The organism is Rhodococcus sp. M8 (genome assembly GCF_015654185.1).
GTDB classification, from domain to species: Bacteria; Actinomycetota; Actinomycetes; order Mycobacteriales; family Mycobacteriaceae; genus Rhodococcus; species Rhodococcus aetherivorans.
This window is the reverse complement of record NZ_CP064065.1, coordinates 2,008,020-2,024,028: the sequence shown is the minus strand read 5'-3', so window position 1 is coordinate 2,024,028 and position 16,009 is coordinate 2,008,020. Positions and strand designations below refer to the sequence as shown.

Below are 16,009 nucleotides of genomic sequence, written 5' to 3'. Positions count from 1 at the left end.
CGCACCCGGCCCGGCGGGTCAGCCGAGGCGACCGGCGTCCGTGCCCGGACCGTCGAGCATCGCCGACCCCAGCAGGTGCTCCGGCACGCCGAGACCCTCGACGAGCGTCGTCACGTGCGGGCGCAGGGTCCGGCAGCGTTCGTTGATGCCGCGTGACACGGCCTTCGCCCGCTCCACCGACAGCTGCCGGTGCTCCATGTACCAGGCCTTGTCCTCGTCGATGACACTCAGCGCGTACAGGTCGCACAGGTCCGACAGCAGCTCGCGGCCCGCCTCGTCGGGACACGAGTCGATGCCCGCGACGAACGCCTCGAGCACGACCCGGTCGATGTGGGCCTGCGCGGCGTGCAGCACGTGGTCCTGCACGAAGTTGAACGCGTCGAACATGTTCTCCTCGCGCTTCGACGCGGCCTGCAGCCGCCGCGCCGCCGTCGAGAGCAGGTACTGCTCCCGGGACTCGAACATCGCCATCTGCGTGCCCCGGTCGAAGAGGCTGCCGTCCTCCTCGTTGTCCTTCCGGGTGTCGACGAGGGTCTGGAGGATCTGCTGCGCGGCGGTGCGCTTCTTGACGATGTCCGACACCGTGACGGCGGCGAACTTCATCCACTCCACCGGGCTCATCCCGCGGACCTCGTCCGCGTAGGCGGTGAGCAGTTCCTTGGCGACGAGCTGGGTCAGCACGTGGTTGTCGCCCTCGAAGGTGGTGAACACGTCGGTGTCCGCCTTCAACGCCGTCAGCCGGTTCTCGGCCATGTATCCGGCGCCGCCGCAGGCCTCGCGGCACTCCTGGATGGCGCGCGTCGCGTGGGCGGTGTTGGCGACCTTCAGTCCGGCGGCGCGGCTCTCGAGCTCACGCTGCTCCTGGGGGTCGACGTCGTCGACGGGCGTGGTCTGGATCCGGTCCATGGTCGAGACCAGCTCGTTCTGCGCGAAGGTCAGCGCGTACGACCTCGCGATGAGCGGCAGCAGGCGGCGCTGATGCACCAGGTAGTCCATCAGCAGCACCTCGTTCTCGTCGCCCGGGGCGCTGAATTGGCGGCGCTGCAACGCGTACCGCGTCGCGATCGACAGCGCGACGCGGGCCGCGGCACCCGCCGAGCCGCCGACGGTGACCCGACCCCGTACGAGCGTGCCCACCATGGTGAAGAAGCGGCGGTTCGGGTTCTCGATCGCCGAGACGTAGGTCCCGTCGGGCTCGACGTCGGCGTACCGGTTGAGCAGGTTCTCCCGCGGGATCCGCACGTGGTCGAACATGATCCGCCCGTTGTCCACGCCCGGCAGGCCGCCCTTGTGGCCGCAGTCGGAGGTGGTGACGCCGGGCAGGTCGTCGCCGTTCTCGTCGCGGATCGGCACGACGAAGCAGTGCACGCCCTGGGACTTGCCCCCGGTGATCAGTTGCGCGAACACCGCGGCGACCGTCGCGTGCTGCGCCGCGCCGCCGATGTAGTCCTTGCGTGAGGACGGGGTGGGGGAGTGGATCACGAACTCCTCGGTGCCCGGGTCGTACGACGCCGTCGTCTCGAGCGACTGGACGTCGGAGCCGTGACCGGTCTCGGTCATCGCGAAGCAGCCGAGCAGATCGAGGTCGATGAGCGGGCCGAGGTAGCGCTCGTGGTGACGGGTCGTGCCGAGATTCTCGATCGCGCCGCCGAACAGGCCCCACTGCACCCCGGCCTTGACCATCAGCGACAGGTCCGACATGGCGAGCATCTCGATCGACGCCACCGCACCACCGGCGTCGCCGCCCCCGCCCACCGCCTTGGAGAAGCCCGCCCGGGCATAGCCGGATTCGGCGAGCATCCGCATCTGCTTCAGCGTGATCGCCCGGGCCGCGTCCAGGTCCGGCGTGTAGTGCGGGGCGAACTCGGGCCGGTCCAGATCCGCGCGGGCCCGCTCGCGCGCCTGCCGCCACGCGCCGTCCAGGGTGATGCGGATGTGCTCAGCTGTGGTCGTCATGGACTCGACACTAGGACGATTCGGGCCCCTCGTGTGGGTATGTGAGAACGCCGGTATCGGCTGCAGGATGCGCCCAGTCCGTCGGGACGTCCGCGCCGCCTTCCGGACTGACCCGTGTCCCGACGCGGGCCAGCAGGGGGGTCGGAGCGATCGGTCCCGCGAAGAGGGCCTGGCCCAGCCCGAACGTCGTGGCGCGGTGCAGCATCGCCGGCGGGACGTGCGAGAACAGGTGTGCGAGCTCCTCGATGTCGGTGCTGCCGTTCATGCGCATCAGCAACAGGTGCAGCCCGAACTTGCGGCCCTCGCCGGCGATGAGCACCCCCAGATCCGCGGTGCTCGACGACAACGGGTCCGCCGTGGCCGACGGCAGGATGTTGTGCGCCTCGTCCACCACCAGGAGCATCGGCAGGCGGCGCCGCCGCAGCATCCACAGCCGGCCAAGCAGGCCGAGCGACACCGCGGCCCGCTCGCCGGGGGAGTTCAGGCTGCCGAGATCGATCACGAAGCACCGGCCCGCCGTCATGTCGAGTTCGGCGGCCGAGCATTCGTCCCCCCGGCGCCACAGCTCCCACGCCGCGATCCCCAGGTTGTCGATGCGGGTTGCGAGACGCGCGGTCGCGGGGTCGGCCGCCGCCGCGGACCGCACGTCCGCGACCGAGTAGGGGACGGCGAGGGAGGCGGTGACGCGGCGCAACGCCGAGTACTCGTCGAGGTCGTGCACCGGGTCCAGGCGCAGCAGCAGCGCCTGCGCGACGAGGGGAAGGTCGCTGAGATCCAGGCACAGCAGGTGGTCGGAGTCGGCGCCGCGGGCCCGTACCACCCGCACTCCGGTCGCGGCCTCGCGATGCCGGCGCGCGGCGGGGGAGTCGTCCCCCGGATCCCGCAGCCGGCCGAGCTGCACGTGGTCGGAGTTGGGGTCGAGCACCACGATCGGCAGGGTCGTCGCGGCGAGCAGCCGTTCGAGGACCGCGCCGGTCGTGTACGTCTTGCCGGAGCCGGACTGGCCGCACATGAAGGTGTGCCGGGCGAAGCCCGCCGGGTGCAGCCGCGCCGGCACCGCCGGGGCGTGCAGCATGGTGCCCACGTCGAGGGTGCCGGCGAGCGCGGCGGCGATCGTCGCGGTCTCGGCCTCGGTGGCCGGACGCACATGCCGCTCGGGAAACGGCTCCGTCTCCGGCGGGGCGACGAACCGGCCGTCGCCGAACACCCCCAGGACGGTCGCGGAACCCGCCAGCGTCCGCACCATCGCCCGGCCCCGCACCGACCGCACCGGCAGACCCGGTTCGTCGACGGTGACGTCGACGTCGGCGCCTTCGCGTTCGACGATGCGCACGCTGCGGACCTGCACGGCGAGGCGGCGCCCGTCGTCGAGTTCGACGACCGCGAACCCGCCGACGTCGACACCGACGTCCACCGGTCCGGTGAGAAGTACCTCACGGCCGTCGGCGGAGAACGCGGCGGTGACCACCCGGAAGCGGTCCGCGAGGGCGATCCGGACGTCGTCGAACGAGACCATGGTCACATTCGTACCGGAACGACCGCCGTTGCAGGGTCCACGCCTTTTGGCAAATCCCGCGAAACTGGGACACTGGAGGTCGTGACTGCGACCCCCGATGCATCTCGCGCCCGCGACTCCGTATCCACCGCACTGTTCGACCGGGCGTCGAAGGTGATTCCCGGGGGTGTGAACTCTCCGGTCCGCGCATTCGGATCGGTCGGCGGTACCCCGCGCTTCGTCGCGTCCGCCTCGGGCTACACGCTGACCGACGTGGACGGCAATTCCTATGTCGACCTGGTGTGTTCGTGGGGGCCGATGATCCTCGGCCACGCGCACCCGGCGGTCGTCGACGCGGTATGCAGCGCCGCCACGACGGGCCTGTCGTTCGGCGCGCCGACGGCCGGTGAGGTGGAACTCGCCGAGGAGATCGTGGCGCGCATCGAGCCCGTCGAGCTGGTCCGGCTCGTCAACTCGGGCACCGAGGCGACGATGAGCGCGGTGCGGCTGGCACGCGGATTCACCGGCCGAACCAAGATCGTCAAGTTTGCGGGCTGTTATCACGGTCACGTCGACGCCCTGCTCGCCGACGCCGGCTCCGGCGTCGCCACCTTCGGGCTGCCGACGTCGCCGGGTGTGACCGGTGCGCAGGCCGAGGACACCATCGTCGTGCCGTACAACGACCTCGAGGCGGTGCGCGCGGCGTTCGCGGCCAACCCGGGGAAGATCGCCGCGGTGATCACCGAGGCCGCCGCCGGCAACATGGGCACCGTCCCGCCGCTGCCGGGCTTCAACGTCGGCCTGCGCGAGCTGACCCGCGAGCACGGCGCGCTGCTGATCATGGACGAGGTGATGACCGGGTTCCGGGCGGGACCGGCCGGCTGGTACGGCATCGACGGTGTCGCCGGCGACCTCATGACGTTCGGCAAGGTGATGAGCGGCGGCCTGCCCGCGGCCGCGTTCGGCGGCCGCGCCGACGTCATGGCCCACCTCGCGCCGGCGGGGCCCGTCTACCAGGCCGGCACCCTGTCGGGTAATCCGGTCGCCGTCGCCGCCGGGCTGGCCAGCCTGCGCGCCGCCGACAGCGCCGCCTACGCCGCGCTCGACCGGAACGCCACCACCCTCGGACGGATGATCGGCGAGGCACTCACGGCCGAGGGCGTCGCGCACCGGGTCCAGTTCGCCGGCACGATGCTCAGCGTCTTCTTCACCGAGGATCCGGTGACCGACTACGCGCAGGCCAAGGCCGCGCAGACGTGGCGGTTCCCGGCGTTCTTCCACGCCCTGCTCGACCACGGCGTCTACGCCCCGCCCAGCGCGTTCGAGACGTGGTTCGTCTCCTCCGTGCTCGACGACGACGCGTTCTCCCGCATCGCCGACGCACTGCCGCACGCAGCGAAGGCCGCGGCGGCCGCCACCGCCTGAGCGGGCCCTCCCACGCCACCACACCCGACGCACACCCGAGGAATTCCCACGTGACCGAACCTGCCCCGTCCGAGTCCCGCACCATCGTGCACGTGCTCCGGCACGGCGAGGTGCACAACCCCAGCGGCATCCTCTACGGCCGTCTGCCCGGCTTCCGGCTGTCCGTGACCGGGGAGGCACAGGCCCGGTCGGTGGCCTCGGCGCTCGCCGACCACGACGTCGCGCACATCGTCGCCTCTCCGCTCGAGCGGGCCCAGCAGACCGCCCAGCCGATCGCGGACAAGCATGGCCTGCCGGTGGCGACGGACGACAACCTCATCGAGGCGGGCAACCAGTTCGAGGGCCTGCGGGTCGCCGTCGGCGACGGGGCGCTGAGCCGGCCGCGGCACTGGTGGAAGCTGCGCGACCCCTTCACCCCGTCGTGGGGAGAGCCCTACCTGCAGATCGCGCATCGCATGCTCGCCGCCGTCAACGCCGCCCGCATCGCCGCGGTCGGCCGGGAGGCGGTGTGCGTCAGCCACCAGCTGCCGGTGTGGACGCTGCGCCGCTTCCTCGAGGGCGAGCGGCTGTGGCACAACCCGCAGCACCGTCAGTGCAGCCTCGCATCGCTGACCTCGCTGGTGTACCAGGGCGACACCCTCGTCGACATCGTCTACTCCGAACCGGCCGGGGCTTCGGACCCGACCGTCCACGGCGCATGAGGCGCCGGGCCACGCGACGGGCGGCGCTGGCAGCGGCGGCGCTGGCCTGTGGCCTCACTCTCCACGTCGTGCGCCACCGGTGACGACGCCGTCGCCACCGGCGGCACCTTCGACTTCGTCTCGCCCGGGGGGCCAGACCCGGATCTTCTACGACCCGCCCACGGACCGCGGCACCCTCGGTGCACTGTCGGGTGAGGACCTGATGAACGAGGGGCAGACCCTCTCGCTCGACGACTACGCCGGCCAGGTGGTGGTGCTCAACGTGTGGGGCCAGTGGTGCGCCCCGTGCCGCAGCGAGGCCGACGACCTCGAGCAGGTCTACGAGGCCACCAAGGATCAGGGCGTGCAGTTCCTCGGCATCAACGTCCGCGACAACCAGCGCGACAAGGCCCAGGATTTCGTCGTCGACAACCGGGTGGGCTACCCGTCGATCTACGACCCGTCGATGCGCTCGCTGCTCGCCCTGGGGGCGAACTACCCGACCTCGGTCGTACCGACCACGGTCGTCCTCGACCGTGACCACCGCGTCGCCGCCGTGTTCCTGACCGAACTGCTCGCGAGCGATCTGCAGCCGGTCGTCGAGCGCGTGGCCGCGGAAAGTCCGTCCGAGCAGTGACATGGGTGGTGCAGTGACATGGGTGGTGCAGTGGCATGGGTGGTGCAGTGGTGAGCAGTGATCCGCTGGTGAGCGAGGCCGTCCTCGCCGCGGGCATCGGGGACACCTTCCAGTCGGTCGCCTCGTCCGGCCCGCTGCTGCTGGCCCTCGGGGCGTGCCTGCTGGCCGGACTCGTGTCCTTCGCATCGCCCTGCGTGGTGCCGCTCGTGCCCGGTTACCTGTCCTATCTGGCCGGTGTCGTGGGTGCCGAGGCCCCCGCGGTGACCGCCGCCGAGGCGCGCGGGCGCACCACCACCGTCCGCGACGACGGGCGCCTGCGCGTCGCCGGGGCCGCCGCGCTGTTCGTCGCCGGATTCACGGTCGTGTTCGTCCTCGCCACCGCGTCGGTGTTCGGCGCGATCTCCGTGCTCTCCGTCAACCGCGAGGTGCTGATGCGGATCGGCGGGGTGGTCACCATCGTGATGGGCCTGGTGTTCGTCGGGCTGATCCCGGCGTTGCAGCGCGACACCCGCCCCGAACCCCGGCGCATCTCCGGGCTGGCAGGCGCGCCGCTGCTCGGCGGCGTCTTCGCCCTCGGGTGGACGCCGTGCCTCGGTCCCACGCTCGCCGGAGTGATCTCCCTGGCCGCGGGGACCGAGGGCACCACCGCCGCGCGGGGCGTCGCGTTGATCGTGGCGTACTGCCTCGGCCTCGGGCTGCCCTTCGTCGTTCTCGCGCTGGGCTCGGCGCGGGCCCTGCGCGGGGTGGGCTGGCTGCGTGCCCACGCCCGCACCGTCCAACTCGTCGGCGGCTTCATGCTCGTGGCCGTCGGAATCGCCCTCGTCACCGGCGCCTGGGACGTGTTCGTCTCCTGGATCCGGGACGCCTTTATTTCCGAGGTCACGATGCCAATATGACGGCCACCGACACCCCCACCGCCCCAACGTCGCCGACCCCGCCGCCGCGGCAGGGCCCGGCCGGTCGCACCGCGGCGTTCGTCCGCAACACCTGGCGCGGCCTGACGTCGATGCGCACCGCGCTGGTGCTGCTGTTCCTGCTCGCGCTGGCGGCGATCCCCGGCGCGCTGCTGCCGCAGCGCAGCCTCAACTCCGGCAAGGTCGACGAGTACATCGCCGCGCGCCCGACCCTCGGGCCGCTCCTGGACCGGCTCGAGTTGTTCGACGTGTTCGGCAGCTTCTGGTTCACCGCGATCTACGTGCTGCTGTTCGTCTCCCTGATCGGCTGCATCCTGCCGCGCTGCACGGAGTACTACCGGGCGCTGCGCACCCGGCCCGTGCCGGCGCCGCGCAACCTGTCGCGGCTGCCGCACCACCTCGAGACCACGGTCGACGCCTCGCCCGAGGAGGTGCTCGCCCGGGTGCGCGGTCAGTTGCGGGGCTGGCGCATCGCCGAGCGCGGCGTGGAGACGACCGCGGGGCGCGGCGCGCGCGACGGCGAGCTCACGCTCTCCGCGGAGAAGGGGTACCTGCGCGAGGCCGGCAACCTGCTGTTCCACCTCGCGCTGGTGGGTCTGCTCGCCGCGGTCGCGGTGGGCAAGCTGTTCGGCTACGAGGGCCAGCGCATCCTGGTCGCCAACGGTGAGGAGTTCTGCACGAGCTCGCCGGCGGCGTTCGACTCGTTCCGCGCGGGCAACACCCTCGACGGCACCGGCCTGACTCCGATGTGCATCCGCGTGAAGGACTTCTCCGCGGACTACCTCGACAACGGGCAGGCCGAGATGTTCACCTCCAACATCGACTACCAGGCAGGGGCCGACCTGGCGACGAACACCTGGCGCGACGCGCAGTTGCGGGTGAACCACCCGCTGCGGGTCGGTAGCGACCGCGTCTACCTGCAGGGCCACGGCTTCGCGCCGTCCTTCACGGTGACGTGGCCCGACGGCGAGACCCGCACCGAGACGCTGCAGTGGCGGCCCGACGACGCGACCACCTTCCTCAGCAGCGGCGCGATGCGGTTCGACCCGCCGGGCGGGATGTACCCGGATCCCGACGAGCGGCGGCGCAACCAGATCGCGATAGAGGGCCTGTTCGCGCCCACCGCGGTGTTCCACGGCAACCTGTTGTCCTCCGGTTACCCGGCGCTGACCGATCCCGCCGTCGCGATCGACATCTACAAGGGCGACACGGGTCTCGACACCGGCACCCCGCAGTCGCTGTTCTCCCTCAACGGTGAGCTGATCAACCAGGGCCGGCTGGTCAAGCAGGACCGGGTGAACCTGTTCGCGGGGGAGAGCGTGACGCTCCCCGACGGGACACAGATCCGCTTCGACGGCGCGACCGATTTCGTGAACCTGCAGGTCTCGCACGACCCGGCGCAGACCTGGGTGCTGGTTTCGGCGATCACGATGATGGTGGGGCTACTGGTGTCGTTGCTGATCAAGCGCCGCCGGATCTGGGTGCGGGCCTACCCGGCCGGTACAGTGGCCGACGGGGAACGACGTACCGTAGTAGAACTCGGTGGTCTCGCCCGGACCGACCAGGCCGGATGGGGTGACGAGTTCGAGCGTCTGACCGGCCGACTGCTCGGCGACGACACGACCGCACGTGCGAAGGCAGCACAGGAGAAGAAGGCATGACCCTCAACGAGACCCTCGCGCAGTACAGCGACTGGGCATTCGAATCGGCGTTCGCGGTGCTGGTGCTCGCGCTGGTGCTGCTGATCGCCGAGTACGCCTCGCACCGGGCCGATCTCGTCGCCGAGCGTGAGCGCACGCTCGTCGCCGTCGGCGCGGCCGGCGAACCGCCGTCGGCGCCGGTCGGTCCGGGCCGGGTGAAGGAGCCGCGGGGCCGGACGCTGTCCGAGCGTCTCGGCAACATGGGGCGCGCGCTCGTCGTCGTGGTGGCCGCCCTGCAGGTCACGTCGATCGTGCTGCGCGGGCTGTCCACCGAGCGCTTCCCGCTCGGCAACATGTACGAGTTCGTGTCGATGGCGTGCGCCGCGGCGGTGCTGTTCGGCCTGGTGGTGCTGCGCCGGCCGGCCTACCGGATCATGTGGGTCTACCTGCTCGTGCCGGTGCTGATCCTGATGTTCCTCGCGGCGACCGTGCTGTACGCCGACGCCGCGCCCGTCGTGCCCGCCCTGCAGTCGTTCTGGCTGCCCATCCATGTGACCATCATCAGCGTCGGCAGCGGTATCTTCCTGGTCTCCGGCGTCGCCAGCCTGCTGTTCCTGCTGCGCATCCGGTTCCCGAAGGGCGAGGAGGGTCGCGGCGTGTTCGGCCGGATCGCCGAGCGCCTGCCGGACGCGCAGACCCTGGACCGTCTCGCGTACCGCACCACCATCATCGGGTTCCCGCTGTTCGGCGCCGGCATCATCCTCGGCGCGATCTGGGCCGAGGCCGCCTGGGGCCGGTTCTGGGGCTGGGATCCCAAGGAGACCGTCTCGTTCATCACCTGGGTGATGTACGCGGCGTACCTGCACGCCCGCGCCACGTCGGGCTGGCGCAACACGCGCGCGGCCTGGATCAACGTCGCCGGCTTCGTCGCCATGCTGTTCAACCTCTTCATCATCAACATGGTCGTCTCCGGTCTGCACTCGTACGCCGGCCTGACCTGATCTGTTATCGTCCGCGTCGGCCGGGCCGTGGGGGACCGGGGACGGGGGACGACGTGGTGCCGGAGGACGGCGAGCGGACGGGGACGGCGCAGCCGTCGGCGCGGGATCTGGACACATCGCTTCTCGTGAGCCGGGTGCAGCCGGCGCCCGCGCGGGGGTGGCGCCGGGCCGTGTACCGCGGCACCGGCGGTCGCATCGATCCCGGCGACAGCCGGCGGGGCCGGCAGCGCCGCGAACTGGTCGAGCAGGTGCGCGGACCGCTGCACGGCTGCTACCGGATCGCGCTGCTGAGCCTGAAGGGTGGGGTCGGCAAGACCACCACTACGGTCACGCTCGGGTCGACGTTCGCGTCGTTGCGGGGCGACCGGGTGGTTGCGGTGGACGCCAACCCCGACCGGGGGACACTGAGCCAGAAGGTCGCCGACCGAGCGTCCGGCACGGTGCGCACGCTGCTGCGCGACGAGGCGCACATCCACCGTTACGGCGACGTCCGGGCCCACACCTCACAGAACCGGCATCGCCTCGAGGTGCTGGCCTCGGACAGCGACCCGGCCGTCTCGGAGGCGTTCAGCGCGCGGGACTACGAGCGGGCACTGGCACTCCTCGAACGCTTCCACAACATCGTGCTCACCGACTGCGGCACGGGACTGATGCACTCGGCGATGCGCGCGATTCTCGAGAACGCGGACACGCTGGTGGTCGTCAGCTCCGGATCGGTGGACGGCGCGCGGAGCGCCTCGGCGACGCTGGACTGGCTCGACGCCCACGGTTACCGGGACCTGGTGGCCCGCTCGGTGGCGGTGGTCAACGCCGTGCGGCCCCGGTCCGGCAAGGTGGACGTGGAGCGGCTGGTCGAGCACTTCGCGCGGCGCTGCCGCGCCGTCCACGTGCTTCCGTTCGATCCGCACCTCGAGGAGGGTGCGGAGGTGGACCTGGCCCGGCTGCAGCCACGCACCCGGCGAGCCCTGCTGGAACTCGCGGCGGGGGTCGCCGCGGACTTCCCCCGTCGCGGTCACCGGGGCGAGCGCAGCGACGGGACAGGTCACCGGGGCGAGCGCAGCGACGGGACAGGTCACCGGGGCGAGCGCAGCGGCGGGACAGGTCACTCGGCCGGAGATCAGTCTCCGGGGTCCTGATCGGGTCCGGGGGTGCCGTCGGCGGACCTGCGCCGGAACTCCCGGTCGACCTTCCACAGGAAGTCCGGGTCGTCGTCGGGTCCGATCACGCGGGTCGGCCGGGAGCGAAGGTCGGGACCGAACGCCTTCCACAGCAGCACCGCAATCGTGAGGGCACCGACTATGGCCAACAGGTAGAGCACCACGCACCTCCTCGCCGCGAGCAGTCCGCCGGCGTTTCCGCAGCCGGCCGGGCCTGCTCCTTCAGTCTATTCGTAGTGGCGGGAGTGCAGATGTGGCCTGGGTCGCCGACGATGCCTCCGTCTCCTCGGATCAGCGGGTGGCTTCGGTGGTGAGGGAGCGCAGCAGCGCGAGTACCTCGGACTCCCGGAAGCGGCGGTGACCGCCGGGGGTGCGCAGCGAGCCGAGCCGGCCGGCGTGGGCCCAGCGGGTGACCGTCTTCGGGTCCACGTGGAACAGGGCCGCGACCTGGCCGGGGGTCAGCAGCGATTCCTTCGCGCCGTTGAATGCGGGTGCGCTCATCGATGGTCCTTCCGGGTGTTTCGTCTCGTTCGGATCGACGTGGCCATGTTGACACCGAATACCCCGGTTGCTCGAACGGTCTACGGTTGGTAAAGCGGAAGTAATAGACAAAACGGACGGTCGACCAGCAGGGTGCCCGCGCGCGGCGGTTACCCTGGACGGGTGAGTGAAGCATCGCAGAACCGTCCTGACCAGCCCGGCAACACCGGCACCGGCAAGGGCACCCTGGCCCGGGACGTCGCCCTCTACTCGCTGGCCCGGCTGGCTCTCGTCCTCGTGCTCGCTGTGGTGATCCTCTACGTGCCCCGCCTGTTCGGAGTGGAGATCCCCCTGCTGGTCGCCGCGCTCTTCGCGGTGCTGATCGCGCTGCCGCTCTCGCTCGTCGTGTTCGCGCCGCTGCGCCGCCGGGTGAACGAGAGTATCGCGTCCGTCGACGCGCGCCGCCGCGCCGACCGGGCCGACCTGCAGGCCCGCCTGCGCGGCGAGGATCGTAGGTGAGCGACGGCGTCGTCGATCGCAGCGCGTCGCGGGACTGGGTGGACCGTGCCGTCCAGCTGATCGAGGCCGACGCCCAGCGCAGCGCCGACACGCACCTGCTGCGCTATCCGCTGCCTCCCGGGTGGGGGGTCCAGCTGTACCTGAAGGACGAGTCCACGCACATCACCGGCAGCCTGAAGCACCGGCTCGCGCGGTCGCTGTTCCTCTATGCCATTTGCAACGGCTGGGTGCGCGAGGACACCCCGATCGTCGAGGCGTCGTCCGGTTCGACCGCCGTCAGCGAGGCATACTTCGCGAAGCTGCTCGGCCTCGACTTCGTCGCGGTGATGCCGCGCAACACCAGCCCCGCCAAGGTTGCGCTCATCGAGGCGCAGGGCGGGCGGTGCCACTACATCGACCGGCCGCCGGAGATCTACGCCGAGGCACGCCGGCTCGCCGTCGAGCTGGGCGGTCACTTCATGGACCAGTTCACCCACGCCGAGCGGGCCACCGACTGGCGCGGCAACAACAACATCGCCGAATCGATCTTCACCCAGTTGCAGCTCGAGGAGCATCCGATCCCGGAGTGGATCGTCGTCGGCGCGGGCACCGGCGGCACCAGCGCGACCGTCGGTCGGTACATCCGGTACCGCCGCCACCGCACCCGGCTGGCCGTCGTCGACCCCGAGAACTCCGCGTTCTACGGCGGGTACGAGACGGGCTCGGTGGACTACACCACCGGCATGCCGTCGCGGATCGAGGGCATCGGCAGGCCCCGGGTGGAGCCGTCGTTCGTCGGCCAGGTGGTGGACCGGATGATCCGGGTGCCCGATGCCGCGTCGATCGCCGCCATGCGGCACGCGAGCGAGAGCCTGGGCCGCCGCGTCGGGGGCTCGACCGGGACCAACCTGTGGGGTGCGTTCGGCCTGATCGCCGAGATGATCGCCGACGGCCGGCGCGGCAGCGTCGTCACCCTCCTGTGCGACGGCGGGGAACGCTACGCGGGCACCTACTTCGACGACGGCTGGGTGGCCGGTGAGGGCATGGATCTGGCCGGCCCGACCGCGACGCTCGAGAAGTTCGCGGACACCGGCAGGTGGGAGGCCTGAGCCGTCGCACCTCGGCCGCACCCGACCCTACGGGGCCGTAGCCTACGGTGTCGTAGGTTGAGTATCGTGGGGGCATGGAACGCCCCGTCGTGGCCCTGGACAACTACGAAGCCGTCTACGACTTCTACCTCGAGCACCGGCAGAGCCGGCCCGTCGCCCGGGCGGCCTACGCCCTGCTCGCCGCCCGGTACCGCCCCCGGGTGCGCTGCGACGACGGGGTCCGCGATCGCCTCCGCGAACTCATCCGGGCTCGCACGCCCCTCCTGATCGTCGCCAACCACCTCACCCACAGCGATCAGTACGTCCTCGCGGCGACGGCGTGGCGTTCCCCGCTGCGCCCGGTGATCGGCAGCACGCGGGTGCTGGCGAAGGACGAGCTGTTCGCCGACGAGTCGCAGCGCCGCAAGATCGACATGATGGGCGGGATCCCGGTCTTCCGGGCCAAGAACCACGGCCTGCGGGCGGTCTCCGACGCCGGGCGCCGGATGATGGACGTCTCCGCCGCGCGGCTGCATCACGGCGACAGCGTCGCGATCTTCCCCGAGGGCACCTGCAACGAGGGGGACCCGACCCGAGTGCAGCCGCTCGGGACCGGCATCGGGCACATCGTCCGCCGCTCGCGCGATCTGGGGGCGCGGCCCGCGCTGGTGTGCGTCGGCATCGGCTACGGGCCCGGCAAGGACCCGTCACGCCCGGCGAGCGTGTTCCTCACCGAGCCGGTCACCGACCTCGACGGCAAGGTCCGCGACGTCACGCGCCTGGTGCAGGACGAGCTGCAGCGTGCGGTGGACGGCGCCGTCGCGCGGTACTGAACCGGTCGCGCCCCGGCCCGGCGCGTCAACTTTTCTTGACGTCCGCCCGCTTGTCAACGTAAATTGACGGTATGACCGAGGCCACCACACTCGCCGCCGCCGCCGGAAGCCCCGACCCCGCAGAGGGATTGCGGGCCGTGCGGGCCCTGCGACGGTTGCTCGAACGACTCGAGGCGATCCAGGTCGACAATGCCCGCCGACAGGGCTGGTCGTGGCAGGCGATCGCCGATGCGCTCGAGGTGAGCAGGCAGGCCGTCCACCAGAAGTACAACCGGAAGCGTGGGTGATCCGCCGTGTTCGAACGATTCACCGCCGGCGCACGAGCCGCCGTCGTCACCGCGCAGGCGGAGGCCGGGGAGCTGAACGCTCCCCGCATCGAGCCGGCCCACCTGCTGCTCGGCCTCCTCGTCACCGCGGACGTGACGCTGCGGCACCTGCTCGCTGACGTCGGCCTCACGGCCGAGACCGTGCGCAGCGAACTCGCCCGGGACACCGGGGTGCTCGGCGACGAGGACGCCGCCGCGCTCGGGGCCATCGGCATCGACCTCGATTCCGTCCGGGCCCGGCTCGAGGAGACCTTCGGGGAGGGCGTCCTCGACCGCGGACTCGGCCGGAACCGGCGGGGGCCGTTCGCCGGCCACCTTCCGTTCGATCCTGCCGCGAAGAAGTCCCTGCAGCTCGCCCTGCGGGAAGCCCTCGCGCGCCGCGACCGCGTCATCGGCTGCGAGCACCTCCTGCTCGGGATACTGCGCTCCGACGACGACCGCGCCTGCACGCTCGTCGAGTCCCACGTGTCCCGCAGGGCGCTCCGCGACCGCCTGCGCGACTACCCGGGTCGCGCCGCCTGACCGACCGGTTGCCGACCGCGCGCCGGGGCCGGAATGTGCGACAGTGGCGGCATGATCAACTTCCTGGTCCGGCTGGTCCTCAACGCCGTAGCCATCTGGCTGGCGGCCCAGTGGGTCTCCGGCATCGACTTCACCGGCTCCGGTACCGGCGCCGCCAACGAGATCATCTCCCTGCTGGTGATCGCCCTCGTCTTCACCGTCGTCAACGCCTTCGTCAAGCCGCTCGTGCAGCTGCTGTCGCTGCCTCTGCTGATCCTGACGCTGGGGCTGTTCACCCTCGTCGTGAACGCCCTGATGCTCCTGCTCACCGCGTGGCTGAGCGAGTTCACCGACTACGGCCTGACCGTCGAGGGCTTCTGGACCGCGTTCTGGGGCGCGCTGATCATCTCGATCGTCAACTGGGTGCTCGGCGTGCTGGTGCCCGACCGGGACTGAGGTTCCGGGCGCGGGACGCCTCAGGCCAGGAACAGGGCGGCTGCGGTCGCAACGGCCCACACCAGCATCGCCAGGCCCGAATCCCGCAGCGCGGGGATCAGACTCAACCCCAGGCTGCCGGACCGCACGGGTGCGTGGGCGCGCACCGCGAACGGCAGCGCCAGCAGGCCCGCCAGCGCCCACGGCGTGCGCGCCACCAGTGCCAGCGACGCCGCGAACGGCACGGCCAGCAGCATCAGATGCAGCGTCCGGGTCCGCGGGTCGCCCAGCCGCACCGCGAGCGTGCGCTTGCCCGAGACGGTGTCGGTGGGGATGTCGCGCAGGTTGTTCGCCACCAGCACCGCGCTCGAGAACGAGCCCACCGCCACCGCACACGCCAGCCCGACCCAGTCGGCCCGGCCGGCCTGCACGAACTGCGTGCCCAGCACGGCGACGAGCCCGAAGAACACGAACACGGCGATCTCGCCGAACCCGCTGTAGCCGTAGGGGTTGCGGCCACCCGTGTAGTACCAGGCGCCGGCGATGCACACCGCGCCCACCAGGAGCAGCCACCACGCGCTCGTGATCGCCAGGGCGATCCCGGCCACCGCGCCCACTCCGAAACACGCGAACGCGGCCCGCTTGACCGACGCCGGCGACGCCGCCCCGGATCCCACCAGCCGCAGCGGCCCGACGCGGTCGTCGTCGGTCCCGCGGATGCCGTCGGAGTAGTCGTTGGCGAGGTTGACCCCGATGATCAGCGCCAGGGCGACCACCAACGCCAGGAGAGCCTTCCCCCACACCACGCCGTCGAGCGCGGCCGCCGCCCCCGTGCCGGCGACGACGGGCGCGATCGCGTTGGGAAGGGTGCGCGGACGGGCGCCTTCGAGCCATTGACCAGCGGTTGCCATGCGTCGATCCTGCCATCGAGCGAATGTGCCAT

Annotated in this window: 17 protein-coding genes and 1 pseudogene; 13 read left to right on the top strand and 5 right to left on the bottom strand. The window is 71.4% G+C overall.

Annotated features, from left to right (window positions below; genetic code table 11):
• Positions 1 to 18: 18 nt before the first annotated feature.
• A complete protein-coding gene (locus ISO16_RS08965) occupies positions 19 to 1,956 on the bottom strand; it encodes an acyl-CoA dehydrogenase family protein (RefSeq protein ID WP_006935934.1) in 1,938 nt (645 codons plus the stop codon).
• A 10-nt stretch (positions 1,957 to 1,966) separates the two neighbouring features.
• Positions 1,967 to 3,472: an ATP-binding protein gene (locus ISO16_RS08960; RefSeq protein WP_072635749.1), complete on the bottom strand. Its 1,506-nt coding sequence runs from the start codon at positions 3,470 to 3,472 to the stop codon at positions 1,967 to 1,969.
• Between the two features lie 81 nt (positions 3,473 to 3,553).
• Between ISO16_RS08960 and hemL the strand changes: the two genes are divergently transcribed.
• From hemL to ISO16_RS08925, 7 genes and pseudogenes are all read left to right on the top strand, one after another.
• Positions 3,554 to 4,876, top strand: coding sequence for a glutamate-1-semialdehyde 2,1-aminomutase (gene hemL / locus ISO16_RS08955; protein WP_072635748.1), 1,323 nt, complete (start codon positions 3,554 to 3,556; stop codon positions 4,874 to 4,876).
• Positions 4,877 to 4,926: 50 nt separating this feature from the next.
• Positions 4,927 to 5,577, top strand: a complete 651-nt coding sequence (locus ISO16_RS08950) for a histidine phosphatase family protein (RefSeq protein ID WP_006935931.1) — start codon at positions 4,927 to 4,929, stop codon at positions 5,575 to 5,577.
• Positions 5,574 to 6,193, top strand: a pseudogene (locus ISO16_RS08945) (TlpA disulfide reductase family protein). Before ISO16_RS08950 ends, ISO16_RS08945 begins: the two are co-directional and overlap by 4 nt.
• Before the next feature lie 35 nt (positions 6,194 to 6,228).
• Positions 6,229 to 7,089: a cytochrome c biogenesis CcdA family protein gene (locus tag ISO16_RS08940; protein WP_006935923.1), complete on the top strand. Its 861-nt coding sequence runs from the start codon at positions 6,229 to 6,231 to the stop codon at positions 7,087 to 7,089.
• On the top strand, positions 7,086 to 8,768 hold the full coding sequence (gene resB / locus ISO16_RS08935) for a cytochrome c biogenesis protein ResB (RefSeq protein WP_050035613.1): 1,683 nt from the start codon (positions 7,086 to 7,088) through the stop codon (positions 8,766 to 8,768). Before ISO16_RS08940 ends, resB begins: the two co-directional genes overlap by 4 nt.
• Positions 8,765 to 9,748 (top strand): c-type cytochrome biogenesis protein CcsB, encoded by a 984-nt coding sequence (gene ccsB / locus ISO16_RS08930; protein WP_072635747.1) that lies wholly within the window; start codon positions 8,765 to 8,767, stop codon positions 9,746 to 9,748. The genes resB and ccsB overlap by 4 nt, the downstream gene beginning before the upstream one ends.
• Before the next feature lie 53 nt (positions 9,749 to 9,801).
• Positions 9,802 to 10,884 (top strand): MinD/ParA family ATP-binding protein, encoded by a 1,083-nt coding sequence (locus ISO16_RS08925; RefSeq protein WP_072635746.1) that lies wholly within the window; start codon positions 9,802 to 9,804, stop codon positions 10,882 to 10,884.
• Here the strand turns inward: ISO16_RS08925 and ISO16_RS08920 are convergent.
• Both ISO16_RS08920 and ISO16_RS08915 read right to left on the bottom strand, forming a co-directional pair.
• Complete coding sequence (locus ISO16_RS08920) at positions 10,866 to 11,066, bottom strand: hypothetical protein (protein ID WP_029545121.1); 201 nt, start codon at positions 11,064 to 11,066, stop codon at positions 10,866 to 10,868. The two genes, ISO16_RS08925 and ISO16_RS08920, sit on opposite strands and share 19 nt — an antisense overlap.
• Positions 11,067 to 11,196: 130 nt before the next feature.
• Complete coding sequence (locus ISO16_RS08915; RefSeq protein WP_006935908.1) at positions 11,197 to 11,406, bottom strand: BldC family transcriptional regulator; 210 nt, start codon at positions 11,404 to 11,406, stop codon at positions 11,197 to 11,199.
• A 162-nt stretch (positions 11,407 to 11,568) separates the two neighbouring features.
• Between ISO16_RS08915 and ISO16_RS08910 the strand changes: the two genes are divergently transcribed.
• The 6 genes from ISO16_RS08910 (at position 11,569) to ISO16_RS08885 (ending at position 15,087) form a co-directional block, all read left to right on the top strand.
• Entirely contained in the window at positions 11,569 to 11,904 is a 336-nt protein-coding gene (locus ISO16_RS08910; RefSeq protein ID WP_006935907.1) for a DUF4229 domain-containing protein, read from the top strand.
• Positions 11,901 to 12,992: a PLP-dependent cysteine synthase family protein gene (locus tag ISO16_RS08905; protein WP_006935906.1), complete on the top strand. Its 1,092-nt coding sequence runs from the start codon at positions 11,901 to 11,903 to the stop codon at positions 12,990 to 12,992. The genes ISO16_RS08910 and ISO16_RS08905 overlap by 4 nt, the downstream gene beginning before the upstream one ends.
• Before the next feature lie 74 nt (positions 12,993 to 13,066).
• On the top strand, positions 13,067 to 13,804 hold the full coding sequence (locus ISO16_RS08900; RefSeq protein ID WP_065922302.1) for a lysophospholipid acyltransferase family protein: 738 nt from the start codon (positions 13,067 to 13,069) through the stop codon (positions 13,802 to 13,804).
• A gap of 71 nt (positions 13,805 to 13,875) precedes the next feature.
• Positions 13,876 to 14,091, top strand: a complete 216-nt coding sequence (locus tag ISO16_RS08895) for a hypothetical protein (protein ID WP_003937583.1) — start codon at positions 13,876 to 13,878, stop codon at positions 14,089 to 14,091.
• Positions 14,092 to 14,097: 6 nt separating this feature from the next.
• Positions 14,098 to 14,652: a Clp protease N-terminal domain-containing protein gene (locus tag ISO16_RS08890; protein ID WP_029545116.1), complete on the top strand. Its 555-nt coding sequence runs from the start codon at positions 14,098 to 14,100 to the stop codon at positions 14,650 to 14,652.
• Positions 14,653 to 14,703: 51 nt separating this feature from the next.
• Entirely contained in the window at positions 14,704 to 15,087 is a 384-nt protein-coding gene (locus ISO16_RS08885) for a phage holin family protein (RefSeq protein WP_006935897.1), read from the top strand.
• A 20-nt stretch (positions 15,088 to 15,107) separates the two neighbouring features.
• On the opposite strand, the gene ISO16_RS08880 is transcribed toward ISO16_RS08885, so the two are convergent.
• On the bottom strand, positions 15,108 to 15,977 hold the full coding sequence (locus ISO16_RS08880; RefSeq protein ID WP_029545112.1) for a 1,4-dihydroxy-2-naphthoate polyprenyltransferase: 870 nt from the start codon (positions 15,975 to 15,977) through the stop codon (positions 15,108 to 15,110).
• Between the last annotated feature and the right edge of the window lie 32 nt (positions 15,978 to 16,009).